This is a genomic window from Agrococcus sp. KRD186 (assembly GCF_017168255.1).
GTDB lineage: Bacteria > Actinomycetota > Actinomycetes > Actinomycetales > Microbacteriaceae > Agrococcus.
In genome coordinates, this window is the sequence record NZ_JABFAP010000001.1 from 107917 (window position 1) to 134218 (window position 26302).

General features: G+C 72.1%; 19 protein-coding genes and 1 pseudogene. 14 read left to right on the forward strand and 6 right to left on the reverse strand.

The window, feature by feature from the left end; all coding sequences use genetic code 11:
• Positions 1-610 precede the first annotated feature (610 nt).
• Both J1M46_RS00575 and J1M46_RS00580 read right to left on the reverse strand, forming a co-directional pair.
• A pseudogene (locus J1M46_RS00575) lies at positions 611-1978 on the reverse strand (IS1380 family transposase).
• Between the two features lie 207 nt (positions 1979-2185).
• Positions 2186-2896: a hypothetical protein gene (locus tag J1M46_RS00580; protein WP_206445955.1), complete on the reverse strand. Its 711-nt coding sequence runs from the start codon at positions 2894-2896 to the stop codon at positions 2186-2188.
• A 264-nt stretch (positions 2897-3160) separates the two neighbouring features.
• Between J1M46_RS00580 and J1M46_RS00585 the strand changes: the two genes are divergently transcribed.
• A complete protein-coding gene (locus tag J1M46_RS00585; protein ID WP_241249159.1) occupies positions 3161-3985 on the forward strand; it encodes a TatD family hydrolase in 825 nt (274 codons plus the stop codon).
• Positions 3986-4051: 66 nt separating this feature from the next.
• Here J1M46_RS00585 and J1M46_RS00590 read toward each other — a convergent pair whose 3' ends face one another.
• Both J1M46_RS00590 and J1M46_RS00595 read right to left on the reverse strand, forming a co-directional pair.
• Positions 4052-4606, reverse strand: a complete 555-nt coding sequence (locus J1M46_RS00590; RefSeq protein ID WP_206445959.1) for a hypothetical protein — start codon at positions 4604-4606, stop codon at positions 4052-4054.
• Between the two features lie 159 nt (positions 4607-4765).
• Entirely contained in the window at positions 4766-5716 is a 951-nt protein-coding gene (locus J1M46_RS00595; RefSeq protein ID WP_206445961.1) for a hypothetical protein, read from the reverse strand.
• 186 nt (positions 5717-5902) lie between these two features.
• On the opposite strand from J1M46_RS00595, the gene rsmA reads away from it, so the two are divergent.
• The 10 genes from rsmA (at position 5903) to secA (ending at position 19080) form a co-directional block, all read left to right on the forward strand.
• A complete protein-coding gene (gene rsmA, locus J1M46_RS00600) occupies positions 5903-6796 on the forward strand; it encodes a 16S rRNA (adenine(1518)-N(6)/adenine(1519)-N(6))-dimethyltransferase RsmA (protein WP_241249160.1) in 894 nt (297 codons plus the stop codon).
• A complete protein-coding gene (locus tag J1M46_RS00605) occupies positions 6796-7329 on the forward strand; it encodes a hypothetical protein (RefSeq protein ID WP_206445962.1) in 534 nt (177 codons plus the stop codon). The genes rsmA and J1M46_RS00605 overlap by 1 nt, the downstream gene beginning before the upstream one ends.
• A 106-nt stretch (positions 7330-7435) precedes the next feature.
• Positions 7436-8374, forward strand: a complete 939-nt coding sequence (locus J1M46_RS00610; RefSeq protein WP_342384207.1) for a 4-(cytidine 5'-diphospho)-2-C-methyl-D-erythritol kinase — start codon at positions 7436-7438, stop codon at positions 8372-8374.
• 98 nt (positions 8375-8472) lie between these two features.
• Positions 8473-10332, forward strand: coding sequence for an ABC-F family ATP-binding cassette domain-containing protein (locus J1M46_RS00615; protein ID WP_206445964.1), 1860 nt, complete (start codon positions 8473-8475; stop codon positions 10330-10332).
• Between the two features lie 126 nt (positions 10333-10458).
• Positions 10459-11145 (forward strand): MtrAB system response regulator MtrA, encoded by a 687-nt coding sequence (gene mtrA / locus J1M46_RS00620; RefSeq protein WP_206445966.1) that lies wholly within the window; start codon positions 10459-10461, stop codon positions 11143-11145.
• A gap of 7 nt (positions 11146-11152) precedes the next feature.
• On the forward strand, positions 11153-13000 hold the full coding sequence (mtrB, locus tag J1M46_RS00625; RefSeq protein ID WP_342384208.1) for an MtrAB system histidine kinase MtrB: 1848 nt from the start codon (positions 11153-11155) through the stop codon (positions 12998-13000).
• Positions 12997-14649, forward strand: a complete 1653-nt coding sequence (locus J1M46_RS00630) for an LpqB family beta-propeller domain-containing protein (RefSeq protein ID WP_206445974.1) — start codon at positions 12997-12999, stop codon at positions 14647-14649. Before mtrB ends, J1M46_RS00630 begins: the two co-directional genes overlap by 4 nt.
• 64 nt (positions 14650-14713) lie before the next feature.
• The gene (locus J1M46_RS00635; RefSeq protein ID WP_206445979.1) at positions 14714-15355 is read left to right on the forward strand and encodes a ComF family protein; all 642 of its coding nucleotides are present in this window, start codon (positions 14714-14716) and stop codon (positions 15353-15355) included.
• A 94-nt stretch (positions 15356-15449) separates the two neighbouring features.
• A complete protein-coding gene (hpf, locus tag J1M46_RS00640) occupies positions 15450-16127 on the forward strand; it encodes a ribosome hibernation-promoting factor, HPF/YfiA family (RefSeq protein ID WP_206445987.1) in 678 nt (225 codons plus the stop codon).
• Positions 16128-16272: 145 nt separating this feature from the next.
• Positions 16273-19080, forward strand: coding sequence for a preprotein translocase subunit SecA (secA, locus tag J1M46_RS00645; RefSeq protein WP_206445997.1), 2808 nt, complete (start codon positions 16273-16275; stop codon positions 19078-19080).
• A gap of 6 nt (positions 19081-19086) precedes the next feature.
• Here secA and J1M46_RS00650 read toward each other — a convergent pair whose 3' ends face one another.
• Positions 19087-20184 carry a trypsin-like serine peptidase gene (locus J1M46_RS00650; protein WP_206445999.1) on the reverse strand — a complete coding sequence of 366 codons (1098 nt, stop codon included), beginning with the start codon at positions 20182-20184 and terminating at the stop codon, positions 19087-19089.
• Positions 20185-20284: 100 nt separating this feature from the next.
• On the opposite strand from J1M46_RS00650, the gene J1M46_RS00655 reads away from it, so the two are divergent.
• Positions 20285-22276, forward strand: a complete 1992-nt coding sequence (locus J1M46_RS00655; protein ID WP_206446001.1) for a BCCT family transporter — start codon at positions 20285-20287, stop codon at positions 22274-22276.
• A 10-nt stretch (positions 22277-22286) separates the two neighbouring features.
• On the opposite strand, the gene trhA is transcribed toward J1M46_RS00655, so the two are convergent.
• Complete coding sequence (gene trhA, locus J1M46_RS00660; RefSeq protein ID WP_206446013.1) at positions 22287-23003, reverse strand: PAQR family membrane homeostasis protein TrhA; 717 nt, start codon at positions 23001-23003, stop codon at positions 22287-22289.
• A 71-nt stretch (positions 23004-23074) separates the two neighbouring features.
• On the opposite strand from trhA, the gene uppS reads away from it, so the two are divergent.
• Together uppS and J1M46_RS00670 are read left to right on the forward strand one after the other, a co-directional pair.
• Positions 23075-23851, forward strand: coding sequence for a polyprenyl diphosphate synthase (gene uppS, locus J1M46_RS00665; protein WP_206446014.1), 777 nt, complete (start codon positions 23075-23077; stop codon positions 23849-23851).
• Positions 23852-23922: 71 nt separating this feature from the next.
• Positions 23923-26301, forward strand: a complete 2379-nt coding sequence (locus J1M46_RS00670) for an FdhF/YdeP family oxidoreductase (RefSeq protein WP_206446023.1) — start codon at positions 23923-23925, stop codon at positions 26299-26301.
• Position 26302 lies beyond the last annotated feature (1 nt).

A 26302-nucleotide genomic window follows, 5' to 3' on the forward strand; every position in this document is an offset into this window, starting at 1 on the left:
CCATCAATCCTGAGCAGCGCGGGCGGGGGTTGACCCCAATGCCGTTCGGTTAGCCGTCGGGGCCGGGGGTCAAGATTCTGGTGTGGAGTGTCGCGGGATAGGTGCGTCGGTCGATCTCGCGGCCCTTGGCCCGGTACTTGGAGATGGCGCGTTTGATCACGCGCGCAGCCCTTGTGAAGAGATCGGTCTTGGCGGACAGATCCACTTCTACAAGGGCTGCGGCTCTCCAACGGGAGCCACGCGGACGCGCTGCTTGACATCACCGCCCGACGGCTAACCGAACGGCATTGGGGTTGACCCGGCCTGGGGCGCCGACGAGCATGGGGCGCATGAGCGAGAGCAGCGCGGGCGCGGCGCGCACCAGCTGCGTGCGACGCGATGGTGGCCTCGGGGCTCGACGGCGGGATGGACGAGAACTTCGACCGGCTCGACGAGGTGCTCGCGAGCCTCGCGCACTGAGCCCTGATCCACCGTCTGGCTTCAGGTCGACGCTTGTGAGCGCTGCGGTCGTGGAGCGGGCGGGTTCGCCGATGTGAGGGCGCGGTCGGCCTGCCAGCCTGTGCTGGCCTTTCCACGAGAGTCTCCGGTCGCGCCCGTCAGGGCTGGGTGGTCAGATGGTGGCGAGGCTCGGCGGTCCGGTCGCGGCGGCCCAGAGTCTGGCCCAGGCGTGTCGCCAGGGCCAGTTCGTGGGCAGGTGCATGATCGTCCGTCGCGCACGCGAGGCGAGTCGTGCCGGCACGGCGATCGTGGTGGCCAGGACGGTCGCCATCCGCGCGGCGGGGGTGCCAGCGGCGATCGCCGCCGCGCGGGAGACGTTGAAGGCCATGATCGCGAACCCCAGCCAGGCGGCGTTGGCGTGGAAGCGGCCCGATGGCAGGTGCGCCAGCGGCCCGTTCTTCAGCTCCGCGATCACCTGCTCGACGATCGCGTGCCGACGGTGGGTGGCGTCGGCCTCGACCGCGGAGAGGGTGCTGTTGGTGATGAACGCGTGATACCGGTAGGTGTCGAACAGCGGCTCCTGGCCGGTCTTGCCGCCGGTGTTCAGCCGCTTCACCCGCCGCACGACCAGCCGGCAGCTGATGTGCTCGCTCTTGCGGCGGGAGACGAACGCGGTGAACGTGGTCTCGGCGACCTCGGCGTCGCTGATCAGCTCGCCCGTGTCGGGGTCGGCGACCGCGTGCGGATACTCGATCGGCGTCCAGGCGTCCCAGGCGATCGCGTCGATCGCGGTCGTCACCGTCGGCCACTTGGGGATCGTGAACGAATACCAGGCACCCGCCCGGACGGCCGCTTGCACGTGGTCGTGGCTGCAGAACGCGCTGTCGCCGCGCACCAGCGCCCGCCTGCCAGGCGCGACCCGCGCGACCGTCGCCAGCGCCCGCGCCGCGAACCAGTGCGCGCCCGACCCGGAGCGGGCGTTGCCGCGCCGCAGCGAGAACTCGCCGATCACCAGCGCTGTCGTGGGCGTGCTGATCGTCGCCAGCAGCGCGTTCAGGCCGCGGACCCCGGAATAGCCGAACGCCGCGGCCTGCTTGGCCTAGCCGTGGACCTCGCCGATCGTGTCGTCCAGATCGACCAGCACCAGCGACCCGTCGTCGCCGCCGACCAGGCCGGGGACCGTGTCGGCCAGCCCGTGCAGCAGCCGCCGGTTCACCGCGCCCAACTGCAGCACGTGCCCGTGCGTGAACGAGCGCAGGAACGTGCCCATCGTCGACGGGGCACGCACCTCGCCGATCACCCGTGCCGTCGAGCCCGCCCGCAGCACGTCCAGATCATCGATGCTGTCCGCGCCCGCCAGCATCCCAGCGACCACCGTGCGCGCCTTCACATCCCGCGACGCCGACGGCACGCTCGAGTGCTCCCTCACCAGCTCCGACAGGCCCGCGCGCTCGGCCAGCGCCAGCACCGGCACCAGGCCGGTATGCGACACGAGGTTGTCTTCATCGAACACGGGCTGGATTCCATGGAATGATTGCACCTACGAGGTGTCCTTCCGGCGCGGCGTGAATCTGGCTTCAACACCCCCATTCTCCCCGGTCAGAAGGACATTTCGCTGCTCCCACACCCACGCGAAAGCGGACCCGCTCGGTGGATCAGGGCTGAGCTCGTCCCGGACCCGAGACGGGTCCCGGCGCTGGCGTCGCGGCGGAGGCCCGAAAGGGCCTCCGCCCCCAGCTCCAGCGCGTTACCCGGCGGGCAGCGTCAGCGTGAAGTGGAGCGCCAGCCCCTCGATCGCGACCTCCAGGTCGGCCTCGGCGTCGATGCCCTCGGGCACCTCCACCGTGTAGGTGCGCGCCGAGCCGAACGCGGCGCACTCGCCGGCCACGAACTCGAGCGAGAGCCGCGATGCCGACTCGACGACCGGCTGAGCCGCCGACGGCCAGCAGTCGGAGCTGGCGGGCAGCGAGATCGCGAGCGTGCCGGGCGCATCGATCCAGGTCGCCACGGCGCCCAGCCGCAGCACGTCGTCGACCGAGGCGCCGCTGCCGACGGGCAGGCCGGGCTCGCCGGCATCGAGCGCCCCCGCGATGCTCAGCGTGCCGGAGCGCAGCGCGCCCTCCGCGCCCTCGGCGGTCTCGCTCGCGCCCGGCCCGCTCGAACCCGCTTCGCTCGCTCCAGCCTCGCTCGCGCCGGTCTCAGTCGCACCCGGCTCGCTCGCGCCAGTCTCAGTCGCGCCCGCCTCGCTCGCGCCGGTCTCAGTCGCACCCGGCTCGCTCGCACCCGGCTCGCTCGCCAGCGACTCGGCCTGCGCCTGCGCCTGCTCGGCCGACTCGGCGGCGCCCGCCGCGGGCTGCGTGCCCGCGGCCGGGGCATCGGCCGCCAACTGCGCCGAGCCGCAGGCGGCCACCGTCAGCACGGTCGCCAGCGCTGCCGCGATCGCGAGCACTTTGGGCATGCCGAACCGACCTCCTGCGGGTTTGCTGTATCGGCAATCGTCGCACCGGATCCATGGGGCAACCTGGATGGTTGCTCAGGTTTTCCTTTGGCCCGGCGCTCCTAGGCTGGAGGCATGCCAGCGAGCCACGACGCGTCCTCGTCCACCCCAGCATCCGAGACCGAGCCCGGCACCGCATCCGCCCGTGTGCCCGACACGCCCAGCGAGACGGTGCTGCCGGGCGGCGAGTACATCCGCGAGCGGTACGACGACGGCAAGCGCGACATGACGCGGCCGCCCATCCCCGAGCCGCTCGGCGTGCCGATCTACGACAACCACACCCACCTCGAGATCAAGGACGGCGAGCATTTCACGTACGCGGATGCGCTGCGTGCGGCCGAGCAGGCGGGCGTCGCCGGGGTGATCCAGGTCGGCGGCGACGTGGAGTCGTCGCAGTGGTCGGCGGCGCTCGCCGCCCAGGATGCACGGGTGCTCGCCGCGGTCGCGATCCACCCGAACGAGGCGCCCGGCTACGCGAGCGCCGACACGCTCTTCGACGCGCTCGCGACCATCGACGAGCTGGCCGCGCAGCCGCGCGTGCGCGCCGTAGGGGAGACGGGGCTCGACTTCTTCCGCACCGGCGATGACGGCCGGCGCGCGCAGTTCGAGTCGTTCGAGGGCCACATCGACATCGCCAAGCGGCACGGCATCGCGCTGCAGATCCACGACCGCGACGCGCACGACGAGGTGGTCGAGACGCTGCTGCGGGTCGGTGCGCCCGAGACGACCGTCTTCCACTGCTTCTCGGGCGACGAGCACCTGGCGCGCGTCGCCGCCGAGCACGGCTGGTACCTCTCGTTCGCAGGCACCGTCACTTTCTCGAACGCGAAGAACCTGCACGCGGCCCTGCAGGTGGCCGACCGCAGCCGCATCCTGGTCGAGACGGACGCGCCGTTCCTGACGCCCGCGCCCTTCCGTGGCCGGCCCAACAGCCCCTACCTGACGCCGCTCACGGTGCGCTTCATGGCGGAGCGGCTGGGCGTCGACGCCGACCAGCTGGCGGCCGAGACGGCCGAGAACACGCTGCGCGCCTATGGCAGCTGGGACTGACGCAGCCGTCGGAGCTCAGTTCGTGCCGCAGCTCAGTTCGTGCCGCCGCTCAGTTCGTGCCGCCGCTCAGTTCGTCTCGGAGAGCGGCTGGATCTCGACGGTGAAGTCCTGCCCGTCCTGCGTCCAGTCGTCCACGTGCGCCTCGGTGATCGAGTCGTCGGCGCCCATCACGGGGAAGGCCCAGCCGAACACGCGCAGGTCAGCGGTGCAGGCCATCATCGGGTCGCTCTCCTCCCACTCGAATTCGATCTCGAGCATGCCGTCGTCGACCTCGATGGCCTCGCCGGCGGGCTGGCAGTTGGTGCTGCCGCTGCCGGCGCCGAGCACGTGGACGAGGGTGCGCTCCGCGTCGGCCCAGACCACGAGCGGTTCGTCGCCGGGGACGTCGTCGATGCTGTAGGCGGCCAGGTCGTCGTCCTCGAGGCGGTACGGCGCCTCCGGCACCTCCTCGGTCGGGGACGGCTCCGTGGTCTCGGCGGGCTCCGGGGTGGCGGTCTCGGTCACCGTCGGCGCGGGCGTCTGCGACTCCGGCGCCGGCGCGGTCTCCGCCGGGTCGCCTGCCGACGCGCAGCCGGCGAGGGCGACGATGCCGATGATCGCTATGGGCAGGATCCTTCGCATGACGTGCAGCTCCTTCGGTCGCGGCCGGCGATGCTCACAGGGGGTTCCGCGTGCCCCCACCGTGTCGCACACGGCTGGATGCGTCCTGGACGACGACCGGGCCGCATCCGCCCCTGGTCGTGGCCGGTTGCGGCCGCCGCGGGGCCGAGCCAGACGGGGTCAGGGCAGCTCGAGCACCTCGTCGGGCTCGAGCGTGAGGTCGACGAAGGGGCCGGCGTCGCTGGCGCCGGTGACGCGCACCTGCACCGGCAGCGTCGCCGAGACGGCCTCCGGCAGGGTGATGCGCCAGCCGTAGAAGACGAGGTCGTCGGTGCAGGTCGTGCCCGCCGCCGGCTCGAAGGCGACCTCGATCGTGCCGGGGCCGGTCGAGACCGCGTCGACCGGCTGCGGCACGCACGCCGCGGTGCCGGAGCCGGTGAGCACGACAGCGAGCGAGCTGCCGCGATCGATCCAGTGCACCTGCACCTCTTCCGCAGCACCCATGACCGTGGCCGCGTCGGGCAGCTGCGCCGCGGGGATCGGCTCGGGCGCGGGGGTCTCGCCCGCGTCGGGGATCTCGCTCGGCTGCGGGTCGGCGGTGGCGCCGGCGTCGAGCAGGTCGTCGGGGCCGAGCTCGACCTCGATGGTCTCCTCCGCGCCGGAGGTGTTGACGAGCTCCACCGGCACGGTGGCCGAGGGGTCGATCGGCTCGGGCAGCACGAGCTCCCAGCCGTGCAGTCGGAAGTCCATCGTGCACATCGCCTCGGGGTTCGGCGGGTCGAAGCGCACCGTGACGGTCGGCCCGCTCGGGTCGAGCCCGGCGCCCTGCGGCTGCGGGATGCACTCGCCGCCGGCGCCCGATCCGCCCACGATGATCGCGAGCGACTCGCCAGGCGTCGCCCAGCGCACCGCGATCGCCGACTCCTCGCTGCCATCGAAGATGTCGAGGCCGGGCAGTCGCGCGTCGTCGAGCGGCACGGGCTCGGCGCCCGGCGTCACGCCCGGCGTCGTCGTCGCACCGGGATCGGAGCCGCCGCTCGTGCAGCCGGCCACCAGCGCGGCAGCACCCGCGAGCGCGACGACCGCGAGCATCCGTGACCGCCTCGTCGTGCGGGCGATGGTGCTGGGCATGCGATCCTCCTTCGGAGCGCCACCGGCGCCCTCGCCGGTCGCGCCGCCATCGTCGCAGGTGCCGCTGTGGGGCGCCTGCCGGTGCGCTCAGCATAGGCTCGACGCGTGAGCGAGAGCATCGAAGACGCAGCGGCGGCGGGCGACGCGGCCGAGCGGCCGGCGGGGGGTCGATCGAGCGCTGCGACGCTGCTGGGCGGCACCGAGATCCGCGCGCTCGCGGCCGAGCTCGACCTGACGCCCACGAAGCGCTGGGGGCAGAACTTCGTCGTCGACGCGAACACCGTGCGGCGCATCGTCAGGACGGCGGATGTGTCCGGGCTCGACGTCGTCGAGGTCGGCCCGGGGCTGGGGTCGCTCACGCTCGGCCTGACCGAGGTGGGCGCCAGGGTGGCCGCGGTCGAGATCGACCAGAGGCTGGCGGAGCTGCTGCCGCGCACCGTCGCGCGCAAGCAGCCGGAAGCCCGGCTCGAGGTGGTGCACCACGACGCGCTCACCATCGAGCAGCTGCCGTTCGCGCCGCAGGCGGTGGTGGCGAACCTGCCCTACAACGTGTCGGTGCCGGTGCTCATCCATCTGATGGAGCGCTTCGACTCGATCGAGCGGGTGTTGGTGATGGTGCAGGCCGAGGTGGGGCATCGGCTGGCCGCGCAGCCGGGCTCGAAGACCTACGGCTCGCCGTCGGCGAAGGTCGCCTGGTGGGGGCCGTGGTCGCTCGAGGGCGACGTGTCGCGGCAGATCTTCTGGCCGGTGCCGAACGTCGACAGCGTGCTGGTGGGCTTCCGGCGCGGGCCGTCCATGGGCTCGGAGGCGCTGCGGAAGCGCACCTTCCGCGTGATCGACGGCGCCTTCGGGCAGCGGCGCAAGATGCTGCGGCAGGCGCTCTCTGGCCTCTACGGCTCGTCGGCCGCCGCCACCGAGGTGCTCGAGCGCGCCGGCGTCGACCCGACGCTGCGCGGCGAGGCGCTGTCGCTGCCCGACTTCATCCGCATCGCGGAGGCTGGGGAGGCGAGCGCGGCCGAGCGGCCCGGGGGCGAGGCGACGGATGTCGCGGGTTCACGTCCCGCTACTCAGGAGGACTGATGGTCGAGCGCATGGACAGGACCATGGGCGCCGAGGCGCTGCGGGCCGCGACCGGCCGCACGCACGCCGAGTGGCGCGAGGTGCTCGAGGCGGCCGGCGCGCTCGAGTGGAGCCACAAGCAGACCGCCCAGTGGCTCGTGCGCGAGCAGGGCGTCGACGGCTGGTGGGCGCAGGGCATCACGGTCGACTTCGAGCAGGATCGCAAGGGGCGCCTGCCCGGCCAGCAGGCCGACGGCACCTTCGCGGTCTCGAAGACCCGCACGATCGCGGGCGAGCGGCTCGAGGCGCTCGCGGCCGTGCGCGCCGCGGTGGAGGCGCGGCACGGGGCGGCGCACGGCGAGAACCTCGCGGCGTCGCAGCCGGTCGTGCGCTGGCGGCTGGCCGACGGGCGCCGGCTGGCGGCAGCGGCGCAGCAGCCGAACAGGTCGGGCACGCCCGTCACCCTGACGATCGAGAAGCTGCCCGACACCGCCGCGATGGACGCGGCGAAGGCCGAGATCGCGGCGCTCTTCGCCGCCACCGCCCCCGGCTGAGTCGGCGCTCCACGGCCTCGCGCGTCGAGCTCGGCGACCAGCGGGGCGGGCGCCCCGGCTCGGCGACCGTGCAGGAACGGCTGCCGACGGCCACTAGGTTTGAGGCGTGGGCCAGGGAATTCGAACGCAGCGCAGCGCGGTGCGGGCGAAAGCGCCCGGCAAGATCAACGTGCACCTCGGCGTGGGCGCGCTGCAGGACGACGGCTACCACGACGTCGCCACCGCGTACCAGGCGGTCAGCCTGTACGAGTTCGTCGAGGCGACCGAGGCGCCCGACTTCTCGGTGCGCTTCTCGGGGCCGATCCCGCACGAGCACCTCTCGACCGGGGCCGACAACCTGGCGATCCGCGCGGCGATGGCGCTCGCGCGCCGCGGCCGGGTCACCAGCGGGGTGGCCCTCTCGATCGAGAAGCACGTGCCGATCGCCGGCGGCATGGGCGGCGGCTCGGCCGATGCGGCCGCGACGCTCGTCGCCTGCAACGAGCTGTGGGGGCTGCAGCTGGGTCGCGACGCGCTGCACGAGATCGGCCGCGAGCTCGGCGCCGACGTGCCCTTCGCGCTCGCCGGCGGCACCGCGATCGGCACCGGCCGCGGCGACCAGCTCTCGCCAGCGCTCGCGAAGGGGCAGTTCCACTGGGTGCTCGCGTACGCCGACGCGGGGCTCTCGACCCCCGACGTCTACCGGGCGCTCGACGAGCACCGGGCGCTGCACGCGGCCGACATCGCCCCCGCGCACGACGTGCCGACGGTGGATGCGCGGGTGCTGCAGGCGCTCCGCGCCGGCGATGCGGGCATGCTGGCCGAGTCGCTGCAGAACGATCTGCAGGCGCCGGCGCTGCGCCTCAAGCCGCGCCTCGCCGGCACGCTCGAGCTGGGGGAGCGCTCGGGTGCGCTGGCCGGCGTGGTCTCCGGCTCGGGGCCGACGGTCGCGTTCCTGTGCGGCGATCTCGAGTCGGCCATCGAGCTGCAGATCAGCCTCTCGGCCGCGCAGCTCATGGCCGTCAAGGTGACCGGCCCCGTGCCCGGCGCCCGCCTGATCGACTGAAGAATCTCAACGTGTCAGGTGTGCACTCGACGCACACGGTGCGCCGAACCACCACCTGACACGTTGAGATTCCGCGCGTGCGGGATGATGGAGGCCATATGGCACATCTCCTGGGCGCCGAGCGCGTCGGCATCGCCTTCCCCACCCGCACCGTGTTCGAGTCGATCTCGCTCGGGCTCGAGGACGGCGACCGCATCGGCATCGTCGGCCGCAACGGCGACGGCAAGTCGACGCTGCTGCGCATGCTCGCCGGCCGCCTCGAGCCGACCAGCGGCCGCGTCACCCTGCGCGGCGGCCTGCAGGTGGGCGTGCTCGACCAGCAGGACACCCTCGACCGGGACAGCACCATCGGCCACGCGATCGTCGGCGACCGCCCCGAGTACGAGTGGGCGGGCGACGCGCGCATCCGCGACCTGCTCGCCGGGCTGGTGGGCGACCTCGAGTGGCACGCGCGCATCGGCGACCTCTCCGGCGGGCAGCGCCGCCGCGTGGCGCTCGCGCAGCTGCTGGCGGGCGACTGGGACGTGCTCTTCCTCGACGAGCCCACCAACCACCTCGACGTGCAGGGCATCGCCTGGCTCGCCGACCACCTGAACAAGCGCTACGCCACCGGCCGCGGGGCGTTCGTCGCCGTCACGCACGACCGGTGGTTCCTGGATGCGGTGTGCACGGGCACGTGGGAGGTGCACGACGGGCAGGTGGAGCCCTTCGAGGGCGGCTACGCCGCCTACATCCTGCAGCGCGTCGAGCGCGACCGGATGTCGGCCGCGACCGAGGCGAAGCGGCAGAACCTGATGAAGAAGGAGCTCGCGTGGCTGCGCCGCGGCGCGCCGGCGCGCACGGCGAAGCCGAAGTTCCGCATCGACGCCGCCAACCAGCTGATCGAGGACGAGCCGCCCGCCCGCGACCCGATCCAGCTCGCGCAGCTGGCGGCGACGAGGCTCGGCAAGGACGTCGTCGACATCGTCGACGCGAGCGTCGAGCTCGGCGGCCGCACCATCCTCGACGACGTCACCTGGCGCATCGCGCCCGGCGAGCGCGCCGGCATCCTGGGCCGCAACGGCGCCGGGAAGTCGACCCTGCTCGCCCTGATCGCGGGACGCATCCGCCCCACCACCGGCCGCGTGAAGACCGGCAAGACGGTGAAGATCGCCGAGCTCACGCAGGATCTCGCCGAGCTCACCGAGCACGAGAACGACCCGGTGCGCGTGGTGGTCAGCAGCCTGAAGTCGAGCTACCAGTCGGGCGGCAAGGAGCTCTCGCCCGGCCAGCTGCTCGAGCGGCTCGGCTTCCGCAGCGGCGAGCTCTCGACCCCCGTGAAGGATCTCTCCGGCGGCCAGCGCCGCCGCCTCCAGCTGCTGCTGATCCTGCTCGACGAGCCCAACGTGCTGATCCTCGACGAGCCCACCAACGACCTCGACACCGACATGCTCGCCGCCATGGAGGACGTGCTCGACTCGTGGGCCGGCTGCCTGATCGTCGTCAGCCACGACCGCTACCTGATCGAGCGCGTCACCGACCACCAGTTCGCCATCGTCGACGGCTGGCTGCGGCACGTGCCGGGTGGGGTGGATGCGTACCTGGCGCTCTCGGGCAAGGGCTCGGTCGCGGGCAAGGTCGGCCCGGCATCGCAGCCGTCGACCGCCGGCGGCGCGGGCGCGACCGCGGGCGCGACGGACGGGGACTCGGGCGCCGGACCGAACGCATCCGTCACCGCAGGGCAACCCGCGCTCAGCGGTGCCGAGCGCCGCGCGCTCGAGAAGGAGGCGGCGAGCCTCGACCGCCGGCTCGAGAAGGCGACGAAGCAGCGCGAGGGGCTGCTGCAGCGATTCGAGACCGCCGACCACGGCGACTTCGACGCGCTCGCGGCCCTGCAGGCCGAGCTGGCGGCGGTCGACGAGCGCATCGGCGAGCTCGAAGAGGCCTGGCTCGAGACCCACGAGGGCCTCGAGGCGTGAGCGCGGCCGCGCGCGGCACGTCGGCGGCTGCGCAGCGGCGACTCCGTTAGATTGAGAGAAGCCGCGCCGCCGCGGCACCCGCGCAGAGCCGACCGGGCAGAGCGGAGCAGCACGAAGGGAGCGCCCATGTCAGAGCCGACGATCCTCGTCGTCGACGACGATCCCGCGCTCGCCGAGATGATCGGCATCGTGCTCGCGGGCGAGGGCTACGCGCTCGAGTACTGCGCCGACGGCGCGGATGCGCTCGATCGGTTCCACGAGGTGCGTCCCGATCTGGTGCTGCTCGACCTGATGCTGCCGGGCAAGGACGGCATCCAGATCTGCACCGAGATCCGCGCGGAGTCGGGCGTGCCCATCATCATGCTGACCGCGAAGGGCGACCCGACCGACATCGTGCTGGGCCTGGAGTCCGGCGCCGACGACTACGTCGTCAAGCCCTTCAACCCGAAGGAGCTCGTCGCCCGCGTGCGCACCCGCCTGCGCCCGCAGCGCGCCGTCGACGTGGGCACGCTCAAGGTCGCCGACCTCGACATCGACGTCGAGGGGCACCGGGTCAGCCGGGCCGGCGAGACCATCGCCCTGACACCGCTGGAGTTCGAGCTGCTGGTCACGCTCGCCTCCAAGCCCAGCCAGGTGTTCACGCGCGAGATGCTGCTCGAGCAGGTCTGGGGCTACCACTACAAGGCCGACACGCGGCTGGTGAACGTGCACGTGCAGCGGCTGCGCTCCAAGGTCGAGCGCGACGTCGACAACCCCGTGGTCGTGACGACCGTGCGCGGGGTCGGCTACCGCGCCGGCGCCCCGCTGGGCTGAGCCGCCCGTGGCCGCACGACGCCTCACGATGTGGGAGCGCGCCACCGGCGTGTTCCGGCGATCGCTGCAGGCGCGCGTCGTCGCAGCCAGCATGGTGCTCTCCACCCTCGCGCTGGTGGGCGTGTTCGGTTACATGTCTGCCTCGGTGGGCCAGAACCTGTTCGAGACCCGCCGCGACGACGCGCTGGTCGAGGCGGTGCAGGCCTCCGGCGAGATGCAGCAGATCTTCAACGAGGCCGTCACCCAGAACCTCACCAGCGGCGAGGTCGATGCGCTGCAGGACACCGCGCTGCAGGCGATCTCGGGCATCATCTCCAGCCGCTCCACCACCGAATACGCCATGCTGCGCTCGCACGGGCAGACGGAGACGCTGCTGCAGATGAACGACGTGCAGTCGCAGGCGTTCGAGGCCGAGCTGCTGACGATCGATCTGCGCCGGGCGGTCGCCGATGCGCCCGTGAGCCCCTTCTACCAATCGGTGCGCATCGACACGCCCGCCGGCGACCAGCCGGGGCTGATCGTCGGCACCGCGGTGGACGTGCCGCTCACCGGCCAGTACGAGCTGTACCTGTTGACCAGCCTGCAGTCGACGCAGGAGACGCTCGGCTTCATGCAGCTGACCATGATGCTCGGCGGCCTGGCGCTCATCGCGCTGATCGGCATGATCACCTGGATGGTCGCGCGCCTGATCGTGGGCCCCGTGCAGACCGCCGCCGAGTCGAGCGCGCGCATCGCGGCCGGCGAGCTCGACGTGCGCATCCCGGTGCGCGGCGACGACGAGATGGCGAAGCTGGGCCGCTCGTTCAACGACATGGCCGACTCGATCTCGCGGCAGATCAACGAGCTCGCGACCCTCTCCACGGTGCAGCAGCGCTTCGTCTCCGACGTCTCGCACGAGCTGCGCACGCCGCTCACCACCATCCGGCTGGCCGGCGACGTGCTGTACGACCGGCGCGCATCCTTCGACCCGGTCACCAGCCGCACGGTCGAGCTGCTCTACACGCAGATCGAGCGCTTCGAGCAGCTGCTCGCCGACCTGCTCGAGCTCAGCCGCTTCGACGCCGGCGCCTCGCAGCTCGAGATCGAGCCGACCAACCTGGTGCGCCTGGCCGAGCGCGAGATCGAGGCGGTGCAGCCGCTGGCCGCCGAGCGCGGCACCGAGCTGCGCCTGGTGGCGCCCGGCGGGCACTTCGAGGCAGAGGTCGACCCGCGCCGCATCCGCCGCATCCTGCAGAACCTGCTGGGCAACGCCATCGACCACGGCGAGGGCAGGCCGGTGGTGGTGATCGTCGATTCGTCGACGGATGCGGCGGGCATCGCCGTGCGGGATCACGGCGTCGGGATGTCGGAGGAGGAGGCGCAGCGGGTGTTCGACCGCTTCTGGCGCGCCGACCCCTCGCGGCAGCGACGCACCGGTGGATCCGGCCTTGGGCTCTCGATCAGCCGCGACGACGCCGCGCTGCACGGGGGCTGGATCGACATCTGGTCGAAGCCCGGCGAGGGCACCCAGTTCCGGCTCACGCTGCCGCGCGCCGGGGCCACGGCGGTCGCCTCTCCCATCGAGCTGGTGCCCGACGACACGCAGCCGCTGGCGCTGCCGATGGCGATGCCGCTGGAGGGCTCGACGCCCGAGCCGGCCCGCGAGCCCGACACCGACGAGACGGCGCTGTTCGATCCCGCCGTCTCGACCACGACCGTCTCCACCGACACGGGAGCGAGCGAGATCAGCGCCACCGAGACCGACACCGGCACGACCGACACCGGCACGACCGAGACCGCCACGACCGAGACCGCCACGACAGAGACCGCCACGAGCGAGACCGCCACGACCGACACCGAGGAGGCCGACCGATGAAACGCATCCTGATCGCACTCGTGGCCGTGCTGGGACTGGTCGGATGCGTCGCCATCCCCGACGCCGGACCGGTCGTGGAGGGGCAGGTGGACACCGACCAGCAGAGCAACGAGCTGCTCTTCCTGCCGCCCGGCCCGCAGGAGGGCGCCACGCAGGAGGAGATCATCCTCGGCTTCCTCACGGCCGCCATCAACCCGAGCGATGACTTCGAGGTGGCCCGGGAGTACCTTGCCGGCCTCGCCGCCGCCACCTGGAACCCGAACGCCCGCGTGATCGTGCGCTCGGGCGTGCAGCCCGAGATCTCGCTGAGCGGCGAGACCGAGACCGAGGCGAGCGCCGTGGTCTCCGCGCTGTCCGAGCTCGACGCCGGGGGAGCGCTGCAGCTCACCGGCGACGACCGCATGCTGGAGTTCGCGCTCGAGCAGATCGAAGGCCAGTGGCGCATCGTCGAGGCGCCGGAGGGCATCGTGCTCTCCGCCTACTACTTCGACCAGCTCTTCCGGGCGCACACGCTCTCGTGGCTCACGCCCGACGGCACGCGCGCCGTGCCGGAGGTGCGCTGGTTCGAGCGCACCGCCAGCACGCTCAAGGAGCGCATCGTCGACGCCCTGCTGCGCGGGCCCTCCGCCTGGCTCGCGCCCGCCGTCACGACGAATGCGGCGCCGGACGCCGCGCTCGTCGGGCCGCCGCGCATCACCGGCACGACCATGACCATCACGCTCAGCGCCATGCAGCTCGAGCAGCTTCCCCCCGCCAGCCTCGTGCCGCTCGCGGCGCAGCTGGCGCGGTCGCTGCAGGATGTCGGCGTGCGCGAGGTGCGGGTGGAGGTGGAGGGCACCAGCGGCTTCATCTCGAGCGCCGAGGCGGCAGCGGTCGACCAGGGCAGCGTCGACCAGCGCCCGCTGGTGCTCGAGGGCACCGCGCTGCGCTCGGTCGGGGGCGGTACCTCGACCATCGACGACGTCGGGCCGACGCTGGCCGCGATCGGCGCCACGAGCTTCACCGTCGGTGCCGCCGGCGGCATCGCCAGCACCGGCACCACCGCAGCATGGATCGTGCCGGGTGCCGAGCCGGAGGTGGTCTCCACCGCCGTGGGGGCCGTGCCGACCGTGGACGACAGCGGCTGGGTGCTGCTGCAGGAGCGCGGAGCGGCGCAGCGACTGGTCGCGTGGCACGACGGCGAGCGCGTCGAGCTCCCGCTGCCGCCGGGCTCGAACGAGATCGCTGCGATGGAGCTCTCGCGCGACGGCACGCGGCTGGCCGTCGTCACCTCCGACGGCAGCACCAGCGACGTCTGGGTGCTCGCGGTCGTGCGCGACGTCGACGGCAGGCCGCTGAGGCTCGGCGAGCCCTACCCGATGCCCACCGTCGAGGGCGCCGGCTCCGACATCACCTGGGTCAGCCCGACGCAGGTGGCGGTGCTCGCCACCGACGACGATGCCTCGCAGATCGCGGTGCTCACCATCGGCGGCGTCTCCGAGCAGCTGCCCAATCCGAATCTCGCCGTGCGGGCGATCGTCGGCGGCAGCGAGGGCACCGCGACGCTGCGCGCCATGGGCGCCGAGGGCGCGCTGCTGTCGCTGCGCGATCGCGTCTGGAGCGCGGCGAACGGCCTCGACCCGATCCAGCTGATCGTCACGCAGCAGTAACACGCTCTCCACAGCCGACTCGAGTGACAGCGCGCACCACGCGTCCGTCCGCCATCCTGCGGGTATGGAGCTGACGGCGGCGCTGCGCGAGGCCGTGAGCGTGCTCTGGCCGGTCGAGTGCGCAGGCTGCGGTGCGCTCGACGTGGCCGTCTGCCCCGCCTGCCGGGCACTGCTGCTGGATGGTCGGGTGCACGAGGCGCTCGACGGGCTGCCGCTGGTGGCCGCCGCGGCGTACGAGGGGCCGGCGCGCGCGCTCATCGGCTCGCTGAAGGAGCACGGCGGCCGGGCAGAGGCGCGGGCCCTCGGGGCCGGGCTGGCGCTCGCGCTCTCGGTGCTGCCGACGGCCGAGCCGGTGCTCGTGCCCTCGAGCCGCGAGGGGATGCGTCGGCGCGGCTTCGACCCGGTCGTGCTGGTCGCGCGCGCGGCCGGGTTGCGCCCCACCGCGCTGCGGCGCGGCCCGGCGGCGCGGGGCAGCGGTGCCCAGAAGGAGCGCACGATCGAGGAGCGGGAGCGCGCCGCGCAGGGCTCGCTCGTGCTGCCCGGGCGGGCGGCGCGGGCGCTCGCGGGGCGGCCGGTCGTGGTGGTGGACGACGTCGTCACGAGCGGCGCGACGGTGCGCGAAGCGGTGCGGGCGCTGCGTTTCGCGGGCTGCGAACCGGTGGGGATCGCGGCCGTCGCGAGGACTCCGCGGCGAGTCCCGCGATGACTGGCGAAACGCATGGCCGCCGGGGGTAGAGTGTCCGCACGCAAGTCGGCACAGCAGCCGCTGGCGCCGACGCCGAACCTTACGGGAGGCCACGATGGAGATCACATTCGGCGCAAAGGGCGCTGACATCACAGACCGGTTCCGTGCGTACGCAGAGGAGAAGCTGGCGAAGGTCACGCAGCTGCTTCCCCGCGCCACCGCTCTCGATGTCAAGCTCACCCGGCACGCCGTGCCTCACACATCGGTCGCAGGCGGCCGCGTGGAGATCACCGTGCACGGCCCGGGCTCCATCATCCGCGCCGAATCCGATGGGCCCGACAAGTACATGGCGTTCGACTCCGCCTACCACCGAGTCATGGAGCGCGCCCGTCGCGTGCACGACAAGCGCACCGATCACGGCGGCCGCAAGCGCACCCCGCTGCACGAGGCGGTCGCGACCGGCTTCCAGCAGGTCGACATCACGCCCGCCGACCCCGCCGTCGTCGAGGCGGTGCGCACCGGATCCATCCCCACCATCGAGGGCGAGCAGCAGGAGACCGACTGGTCGCCGGTGGTCATCCGCCAGAAGCGCTTCCCCTCGAAGCGCATGAGCGTGCGGGATGCGGTCGACCAGATGGAGCTCGTCGGTCACCCCTTCTACCTCTTCGTCGACGACGCCAGCGGCGAGTGCGCCGTCGTCTACCGCCGCAAGGGCTGGTCCTACGGCGTGATCACGCTCGACGACCAGGCCTCCGAGGCAGCCGCCGCCGACAGCGAGCGCGCTGCATCCTGACCGGCACCCGGAGGCGCCCCGGAGCACTCCGGGGCGCCTCCGGCCTGTGCGTTGGTAGGATGGGCAGTCGGTTACCGAACCGTTCGCTTCTCCCCGGCGCCCCCACCCCGGCGCTCTGACCCCAGAACACGGAAGGCATCCCACCGTGGCCAATATCTTCGAGAACATGCTGCGCGCCGGCGAGGGCAGGCTGCGCCGTCGGCTGGAGCGCATCGCCAAGGACGTCACCGCGCTCGAGGATGCCTTCGAAGAGCTGACCGACGAGGAGCTGGCGGGCGAGACCGACGAGTTCCGCAAGCGCTTCGCCGACGGCGAGCCGCTCGACGCGCTGCTGCCCGAGGCCTTCGCGGCCGTGCGGGAGGCGGCCAAGCGCACGCTCGGCATGCGCCCGTACGAGGTGCAGGTGATGGGCGCCGCCGCCCTCCACCTCGGCAACATCGCCGAGATGAAGACCGGTGAAGGCAAGACGCTGGTGGCGCCGATCGCCGCATACCTCAACGCCATCCCCGGCAACGGCGTGCACGTGGTCACCGTCAACGACTACCTGGCGAGCTACCAGTCGGAGCTCATGGGCCGCGTCTTCCGCGCGCTCGGCATGACCACCGGCTGCATCATCGCCGGCCAGACCCCGGAGGTGCGGCGCGAGCAGTACGCCGCCGACGTCACCTACGGCACGAACAACGAGTTCGGCTTCGACTACCTGCGCGACAACATGGCGCACTCGCGCGAGGCGATGGTGCAGCGCGGCCACGGCTTCGCCATCGTCGACGAGGTCGACTCGATCCTCATCGACGAGGCCCGCACGCCGCTCATCATCTCCGGCCCCGCCGCCGGCGAGGCCAACCGCTGGTTCGGCGAGTTCGCCCGCATCGCGAAGAAGCTGCGCCCCGAGGTCGACTATGAGGTCGACGAGAAGAAGCGCACCGTCGGCGTGCTCGAGCCCGGCATCGAGCGGGTCGAGGATCTGCTGGGCATCGACAGCCTCTACGAGTCGGCGAACACCCCGCTGATCTCCTTCCTCAACACCGCGCTCAAGGCGAAGGCGCTGTTCAAGCGCGACTCCGACTACGTCGTCATGAACGGCGAGGTGCTGATCGTCGACGAGCACACCGGCCGCATCATGCAGGGCCGCCGCTTCAACGAGGGCATCCACCAGGCGATCGAGGCGAAGGAGGGGGTGCAGATCAAGGCCGAGAACCAGACGGTCGCGACGGTCACCCTGCAGAACTACTTCCGCCTCTACGAGAAGCTCGCCGGCATGACCGGCACCGCCGACACCGAGGCGGCAGAGTTCATGTCGACCTACAAGCTCGGCGTCGTGCCCATCCCGACGAACAAGCCGCTCGTGCGCATCGACCAGTCCGACCTCGTCTACGCGACGGTCGAGGGCAAGTTCAAGCACGTGGTCGAGGACATCGCCGAGCGGCACGAGAAGGGCCAGCCGGTGCTGGTGGGCACCACGAGCGTCGAGAAGAGCGAGTACCTCTCGACGCAGCTGTCGAAGCTCGGCATCACGCACGAGGTGCTGAACGCCAAGAACCACGCCCGCGAGGCCGCGATCATCGCCCAGGCCGGTGGGCTCGGCGCCGTCACCGTCGCCACCAACATGGCGGGACGCGGCACCGACATCATGCTGGGCGGCAACGCCGAGCACCTCGCCGTCACCAAGATGCAGGAGCTGGGCCTGAGCCCCTCCGAGACTCCCGAGGAGTACGAGGAGCGCTGGGACGAGGTCTTCGCCCAGGTCAAGGAGGCCGTCGCCGCCGAGGCCGCGAAGGTGCTCGAGGCCGGCGGCCTCTACGTGCTCGGCACCGAGCGCCACGAGTCGCGCCGCATCGACAACCAGCTGCGCGGCCGCTCCGGCCGCCAGGGCGACCCGGGCGAGAGCCGCTTCTACCTGTCGATGCAGGACGACCTGCTGCGGCTGTTCGGCGGCTCCGTCGCCCAGCGGTTCCTGGCAGCGGATGCGGATGAGGACGAGATCCCGCTGGAGTCGAAGATCTTCTCCCGCACCATCCGCTCCGCGCAGGCGCAGATCGAGGGCCGCAACGCCGAGATGCGCAAGAACGTGCTCAAGTACGACGACGTGATGAACCGCCAGCGCGAGGCGATCTACTCCGACCGCCGCCACATCCTCGACGGCGACGACCTCGACACCCGCGTGCAGGGCTTCCTCGAGGGCACGATCCGTGCCGTCGTCGACGAGCACGCGGTCGGAGGCGACAGCGACGACTGGAACCTCGAGTCGCTCTGGAACGACGCCAAGCAGATCTACCCGGTCAGCATCACCATCGACGAGGTGGTCGCCGAGGCGCAGCCGCGCCTGACCGCCGACTTCGTCTACGAGCAGCTGCTCTCGGATGCCCGCATCGCCTACACGAAGCGCGAGGAGGACCTCGGCTCGCCCGCCATGCGGCTGCTCGAGCGACGCGTCGTGCTGTCGGTCATCGACCGCAAGTGGCGCGACCACCTGTACGAGATGGACTACCTGCGCGAGGGCATCGGCCTGCGCAGCATGGCCCAGCGCGACCCGGTGGTGGAGTACCAGAACGAGGGCTTCGCGCTCTACCAGCAGATGATGTCGGCGATCCGCGAGGAGTCGGTGACGTTCCTGTTCAACCTCGACGTCAAGGTGCAGCAGGGCACGACCGCCGCTGCGCCCGCCATCGAGGGCGGCGGTCTCGAGGAGACCGAGGCCGACACCTCGACGCTCACCTACTCGGCCCCGGACGAGGACGGCGAGGCCTCGGTGCACGACGCCAAGGGCAAGGAGCTCGGCACCGCGACCGGCAAGGCGCGCGCCAAGAGCGGCAACCCCGCCGTGGCCGCGAAGGCCCAGGCGGGTGCGGCCGGCGGCAACCGGCAGCAGCGCCGGGCGGCGACCAAGCAGGCGGCCGCCAAGCCGAAGCAGGTCGGCGCGTTCGGCCAGGCGAAGGACGACCCGGAGGACTGACGCCGCTCAACCGCCGAGCGACTGCAGGCCGTTCCAGGCGGTGACGCCCAGCGGCGGCCCGTAGGCGCCGCTGGAGCCGCCGTTCGAGTAGACCGCGGTGATCGTGCCGGCACCGGTGGCCGCATCGAGGTTGGAGACCCAGCCCGAGCCGGAGGCGCCGTCGCCCATCTCGCAGTCGGCGCCGTAGTTCGGGTCGCCACCGGCGCCGTAGCCGACGTCGTCCTCGGCGCAGTACCGCAGCACCTCGGCGTCGAAGTCGTCGTTGCCGGGGTAGCCGGCGATCACCACGCCGTTCGTCTCGGCCGTGAAGCTCACACCCTGACCGCCCACCGCATCCTCGAGCGTCTGGCCCTGCTGCGGCGCGAAGCGGATCAGCCCGAAGTCGAAGCCCATCCAGCCGTTGTCGTCGGCGCCGTCGAGCCAGCGCGTGTTCGCGTCGAGGTACTGCTGCGGCACCCACAGCTCCTCCGCCTCCCAGGTGCCGAAGGGCGCGTCGCCGCGCTCGTAGCCGGGACTGAAGGTGATGCGGTCGTAGTAGTCGCGCGTGTCGTCATCCCAGACGCAGTGCGCCGCCGTGAGCACGACCAGGCCCGTCGCGCTGTTGATGACCGTGCCGCTGCAGGTGTACTCCGCCTCCTCGCTCTCGAGCACCAGGCGCCCGACGGTGGTCAGCAGCAGGTCGCCCCCCGCGCGATGCGGCACGCCCGCGTAGAGCTCGTCTCCGACCTCGCTGGCCGGCAGCGCGATGCCCGGGGCGACCGCGGGCGTGCCGCGGGTCGGCGCCAGCACCATGTCGAACGCGGCGTCGGGGAAGTAGCCGTCACGGGTCTCGCCGGGCTCGCCCGCGTAGAGCTCGCCTGTGTCGGCCGCGGTCTGGTCGTTCGCGGTGATCGGCTCGTCCGGCTCGACCCGCTCTGCGGCCGAGCCGGCCGGATCATCCTGGGGCGCAGGCGTCGGCTGCCACGATCTCGCCGGCTGCGGCACGGGCGTGCTGGGCGGCTGCTGCGACGTCGGCTGCTGCAGCGGCGGCGGCAGGATGCAGCCGGTCATCGTCAGCACGGCGGCAGCGGCGACGGCGACGGCTGCGGTTCGATCGAGGCGCATGAGGCCACACGCTAGGCCGAGCGGCCGGGCGCGGGCTGGGAGCGGCACCGCCTCGGTTCGGTACCCTCGACCATCCGCGCGATCCGGAAGGGGTTCTCTCATGGTCGATCGATCCGCGCTGCAGGCCGACTGGGCGCCGGCGCAGGTCTGGCGACAGGTGCGCAAGCCCGTCTTCATCCCCGCCGTGCTCATCATCATCGCCCTGGTGGTGGTCGCCATCGTCTACAGCCTCACCGGCGGCAACGCCTTCGAAGTGCTCAACACCGCGATCACCGCGGGCGTGGGCTGGTGGTACGTGCTCGCCGCGACCGGCTTCGTCATCTTCGCGCTCTACTGCGGGCTGTCCCGCATCGGCAACATCCGTCTCGGGCGCGACGACGAGCAGCCCGAGTTCTCGACCATGTCCTGGTTCACGATGCTCTTCAGCGCGGGCATGGGCATCGGCCTCGTCTTCTACGGCGTCGCGGAGCCGCTCTCGCACTTGATCACGCCGCCCGCCAACGGGGGCGTCGAGGCGGGCACGGATGAGGCGGGCCGGCTGGCGATGGATCTCACGCTGTTCCACTGGGGCCTGCACGCGTGGGCGATCTACGTCGTCGTCGGCCTCGGACTGGCCTACATGACCTTCCGCCGCGGTCGTCCCCTCTCGATCCGCTGGCTGCTCGAGCCGATGCTCGGGCGCAAGCGCGTGGAGGGCTGGATCGGCCACGCCGTCGACGTCGTGGCGATCGTCGGCACGCTGTTCGGCGTCGCCACCTCGCTGGGCTTCGGCGTGCAGCAGATCACCGCCGGCCTCGAGTTCCTCGGCTGGGTCGAGGGCTCGCCGACCTTCACCATCGTGCTCGTCGCGGCCGTCACCGGGCTGGCGACGCTCTCGGTCGTCTCCGGTCTCGACAAGGGCCTCAAGTGGCTCTCGAACATCAACATGTCGCTCGCGGCCCTGCTGGCGCTGTTCGTGCTGGCGCTCGGCCCGACGCTCGTGCTGCTGCAGGCGATGGTCGCGAACACCGGCAGCTACGTCGCTGCCCTGCCCTCGCTCATGCTCGAGACCTGGCCGCTCTCGACCGACACCTGGGCGGGCGACTGGACGATCTTCTACTGGGGCTGGTGGATGAGCTGGGCGCCGTTCGTCGGCATGTTCATCGCGCGCATCTCGCGGGGCCGCACGATCAGGCAGTTCGTCTTCGGCGTGCTGCTGACGCCGACCCTGATCGGTGCCGCCTGGTTCACCATCTTCGGCGACTCCGCGATCATCCGGCAGCTCACCGAAGGCGATCTGCTGGTCGACGGCGAGGTGAACGTGAACACCTCGCTGTTCCAGCTGCTCGAAGGCTTCCCCTTCGCGACCGTGACGAGCGTGCTGGCGATCATCATCATCGTGTTCTTCTTCGTCACCTCTTCCGACTCGGGCTCGCTGGTGATCGACATCCTCGCCTCAGGAGGTGCCACCGAGACGCCGCGGCTCACGCGCGTGATGTGGTCGGTGCTCGAGGGCGCGGTGGCGGCGGTGCTGCTGCTGGTCGGCGGCACCGCCTCGCTCACGGCGCTGCAGACCGCATCGATCGCCACCGCGCTGCCGTTCTCGATCATCATGGTGCTGGCGTGCGTCTCCCTGCTGCGCGCGTTTCACTTCGAGGTCGCCACGGCGCCCCGCTACATGCGCGCCAGGATCGCATCGGCGGGAGCGGGTGCCGGGGTCGCGGAAGTCGACGAGCAGAGCGGTGCCGAGCCGCCGGGCGCCGAGCCGCTCGCTGCCGAGCCGCACGGTGCCGAGTCGCACGGTGCCGAGCCGCATGGGCGCCGCGAGGTGTCGACCACCTTCGCCGGCCTGCCGCTGGGGGAGCCCGATACGCCGACACCCGCCGAGGGCGGCGAGTTCATCGTCGCCATGCACGAGGTGCCGACCGCGGCGGTCGAGCTCGACGCCGAGGGTGTCGCGACGCTCGATGAGGCCCGCGTGGTGCAGGACCCGATCGCGGGCGAGGTCTTCGACACGCCCGAGTTCGCGGCATCCCAGGCCGGCGTCGATCTGGCCGCGGCGGCCGAGGAGCCCCCGGAACCCACGGCGGACGAGGCGCGCCGCGACGGCTGATGCGCGGCGGCTACGCCGGCGGATCGAGCGCGACGAGCAGGATGCCCGTCCAGTGGCAGCCGAACGCGATCACGGTGCAGACGTGGAAGATCTCGTGGAAGCCGAAGTGGCCGGGGAAGGGGTTGGGCTTCTTCAGCCCGTAGAAGACGGCGCCGACCGTGTAGGCCAGGCCGCCGGCGATCGTCAGGATCGCGGTGGCCGCGTTCGCCGCCCAGATCTGGCCCATGAAGGCGACCGCGGCCCAGCCCAGCGCCAGGTAGATGGGCACGTAGAGCCAGCGCGGCGCGCCCAGCCAGAAGACCCGGAAGGCGATGCCCAGCAGCGCGCCGCCCCAGATCACGGCCAGCAGGATCCAGTCGGTGGGGGAGGGCAGCGTCAGCATCGCGATCGGCGTGTAGCTGCCGGCGATCAGCAGGAAGATGTTGGCGTGGTCGAGCCGCTTGAGCACGACACGCGTGCGCTCCTGCCAGGCGAAGCGGTGGTAGACGGCGGAGATGCCGAACAGCAGCACGCCCGAGAGCGCGAACACCGCGGTCGACCAGGTGGCGACGGGGCCGTCGGCCAGCACCACCAGGAGGATGCCGAGCACGAGGGCGAGCGGCGCGGTGGCGGCGTGGATCCAGCCGCGCCAGGTGGGCTTCTGCTCGATGGCCGCCTCGGCGATCGCGTCGCCGGCGGCCTCGATGAAGGGCAGGTGGGCGTCTGCCGGGTCGTTCAGGGCTCGCATGGCTACAGCGTACGGCGTACGCAGTGACCGGATGCGCATGCTTCCGTCGTGCGGGCCGATAGATTCAGCGGATGCGACTGCGCAGCGCCCCGGGCTCACCGCTCGTCTACCGCTACTACGAGCGGAGACTCCGGCGCGACCTCGAGCGGGCGCCCGTGCCGCGCCACATCGCCATGATCATCGACGGCAACCGCCGCTGGGCGCGCGAGCAGAAGCTGGCCACGGCTGGGCACGGCCACCGTGCGGGCGCCGCGAAGCTGCGCGAGTTCGTCGACTGGTGCGCCTCGATCGGCGTCGAGGTCGTCACCCTCTACCTGCTCTCGCGCGACAACCTCAGCGGCCGCGCGACGGAGGAGCTGGGAGAGCTGTGCGAGATCATCGCCGAGCTCGCCGACGACCTGTCTCGGCAGCCGGGACGACGCATCCGTCACGTCGGTGACACGAAGGGGCTGCCGGAGCCGCTCGTCGGTGCGCTGCAGGCCGCCGTCGACCGCACCGCGCGGCAGGACGGCATCCACGTGAACCTCGCCGTCGGCTACGGCGGCCGGCACGAGCTGGTCGAGGCGGTGCGGCGCATCGTCGCCAGCGCGGGCGACGTCAGCCACGAGGAGCTCGCCGAGCGGCTCACGCCCGAGCTGATCGCCGAGCACCTCTCGACCGCCGGCCAGCCCGACCCGGATCTCGTGATCCGCACCTCGGGCGAGCAGCGGCTGAGCGACTTCATGCTGTGGCAGAGCGCGCACAGCGAGTTCTACTTCGTCGAGGCGCTCGGGCCCGACCTGCGCGAGGTCGACTTCCTGCGCGCGGTGCGCGCGTACGGGCTGCGGGAGCGCCGCTACGGGAAGTGAGCCGCGGGTGCCGCGATACCCTCGTGAGACGGTGATCCCCGCGCCGTCCGCTCACTGAAGAGGTCTCGATCATGGTCAAGCCCGCCCCCGACCACGACATCGACGAGGCCCGCGTGCGGGTGAGCGAGCCGAAGACCACGGCGGTCGGCGTGCCCGCCGTGCTGCACGCGCTGCAGATCGCGAACGACCAGATGGGCATCGTGCGCTCGGCGCAGACGCTGCTGCGCGTCAACCAGAAGGACGGCTTCGACTGCCCCGGCTGCGCGTGGCCGGAGGAGGAGAAGCGGCACGTCGCCGAGTTCTGCGAGAACGGCGCGAAGGCGGTGGCTGAGGAGGCGACCGTGCGCCGCGTGGGGCCGGCGTTCTTCGCGCAGCACTCGCTCGCCGAGCTGCGCGCGCACGACGACTGGTGGCTGGGCCAGCAGGGCCGGCTGACCGTGCCGATGATCAAGGACGCCGGCGCGAGCCACTACCGGCCGATCTCCTGGGACGACGCGCTCGCCACCATCGCCGACGCGCTGCGCGCGCTCGACGACCCGCAGGAGGCGATCTTCTACACCTCGGGCCGCGCCTCCAACGAGGCGGCGTTCCTGTACCAGCTGCTCGTGCGCGGCCTGGGCACCAACAACCTGCCCGACTGCTCGAACATGTGCCACGAGTCGAGCGGCTCGGCGCTCACCGAGACCATCGGCATCGGCAAGGGCACCGTCTCGCTCGACGACATCCACCGCGCCGAGCTGCTGATCGTCGCCGGCCAGAACCCCGGCACGAACCACCCGCGCATGCTCAGCGCGCTCGAGAAGGCGAAGCGGAACGGCGCGCGCATCATCGCCGTCAACCCGCTGCCGGAGGCTGGCCTGGTGCGCTTCGAGAACCCGCAGACGCCGCGCGGGGTGATGCTCGGCGGCACGAAGATGGCGGATGCGTTCCTGCAGATCCGACTGGGCGGCGACCAGGCGCTGTTCCAGGCGATCGGCAAGCACCTGCTCGAGATGCACGAGGCCGACGGCGGCGTGTTCGACACCACGTTCATCGAGGAGCACACCAGCGGCTTCGCGGCCTACCGCGCCGCGCTCGCGGCCCAGGGCTGGGACGAGCTCGAGGCCGCCACCGGCTTCGACGAGGCGCGCCTGCGCGAGGTCGCCGAGCAGGTGCGCGCCTCGAGCGCGACCATCGTCTGCTGGGCGATGGGGCTGACGCAGCACAAGCACTCGGTGCCCATGCTGCGCGAGGTGGTCAACATGCTGCTGCTGCAGGGCAGCATCGGCCGCCCCGGCGCCGGCGTCTGCCCCGTGCGCGGCCACTCGAACGTGCAGGGCGACCGCACGATGGGCATCTACGAGAAGCCGCCGGCCGAGTTCCTCGACGCGCTCGACGCCGAGTTCGGCTTCGCCGCGCCGCGCGAGTGGGGCTACGACACCGTCGAGGCGATCCGCGCGATGCGCGACGGCCGCGCGAAGGTGTTCATGGCGCTGGGCGGCAACTTCGCCAGCGCCACGCCCGACACCGCCGTCACGGAGGCGGGGCTCGAGCGCATGGAGCTGACCGTGCAGGTCTCCACCAAGCTCAACCGCTCGCACGTGGTCACGGGCGGCCGGGCGATCATCCTGCCGACGCTGGGCCGCACCGACCGCGACCGCCGCCGCGGCGGCGAGCAGCGCGTCACCGTCGAGGACTCGATGGGCGCCGTGCACGCCTCGCGCGGCCGGCTCGCCCCGCCGAGTGAGGGCATGCTGAGCGAGGTCGCCATCGTCGCCCGGCTGTGCGCCCTGCTGTTCGAGGGCGCGGATGCGGTGGGCAACGCACCACAGGCCGACTGGGACGCGCTCGAGCACGACTATGCACGCATCCGCCACCACATCTCGCGCGCGGTGCCGGGCTTCGAGCGCTTCGAGGAGCGCATCGAGAAGGGCCGCACCCTGATGCTGCCGAACGGTCCGCGGGACGCGCGCAGCTTCGCGACCGTCGACGGCAGGGCGCGCTTCACCGTCAACCCGCTCGAGTACCCGCGGATCCCGGCCGGGCGCCTGCTGCTGCAGACGCTGCGCTCGCACGACCAGTACAACACCACCATCTACGGCAAGGACGACCGCTACCGGGGCATCACGGGCGGCCGCCGGGTGGTGCTCGTGAACGCCGACGACATCCGCGAGCTCGGCTTCGCCGACGGCGAGATCGTCGACCTGGTCTCGGAGTGGACCGGCGCCGACGGTGCCCTGCAGGAGCGGCGGGCCGAGGCATTCCGGCTGGTGCCCTACCCGACGCCGCACGGCAACGCCGCCGCCTACTACCCGGAGACGAACGTGCTCGTGCCGCTCGACTCGGTCGCCGACGTCAGCGGCACGCCCACCTCGAAGGCGGTGGTCGTGCGGCTCGAGGCGCGCGCGGCCGGCGCGGCGGGCGCATCCGGTGCGGCGGCGGGCGCGGCCGACGGCGCCGCGGAGGGCTGAG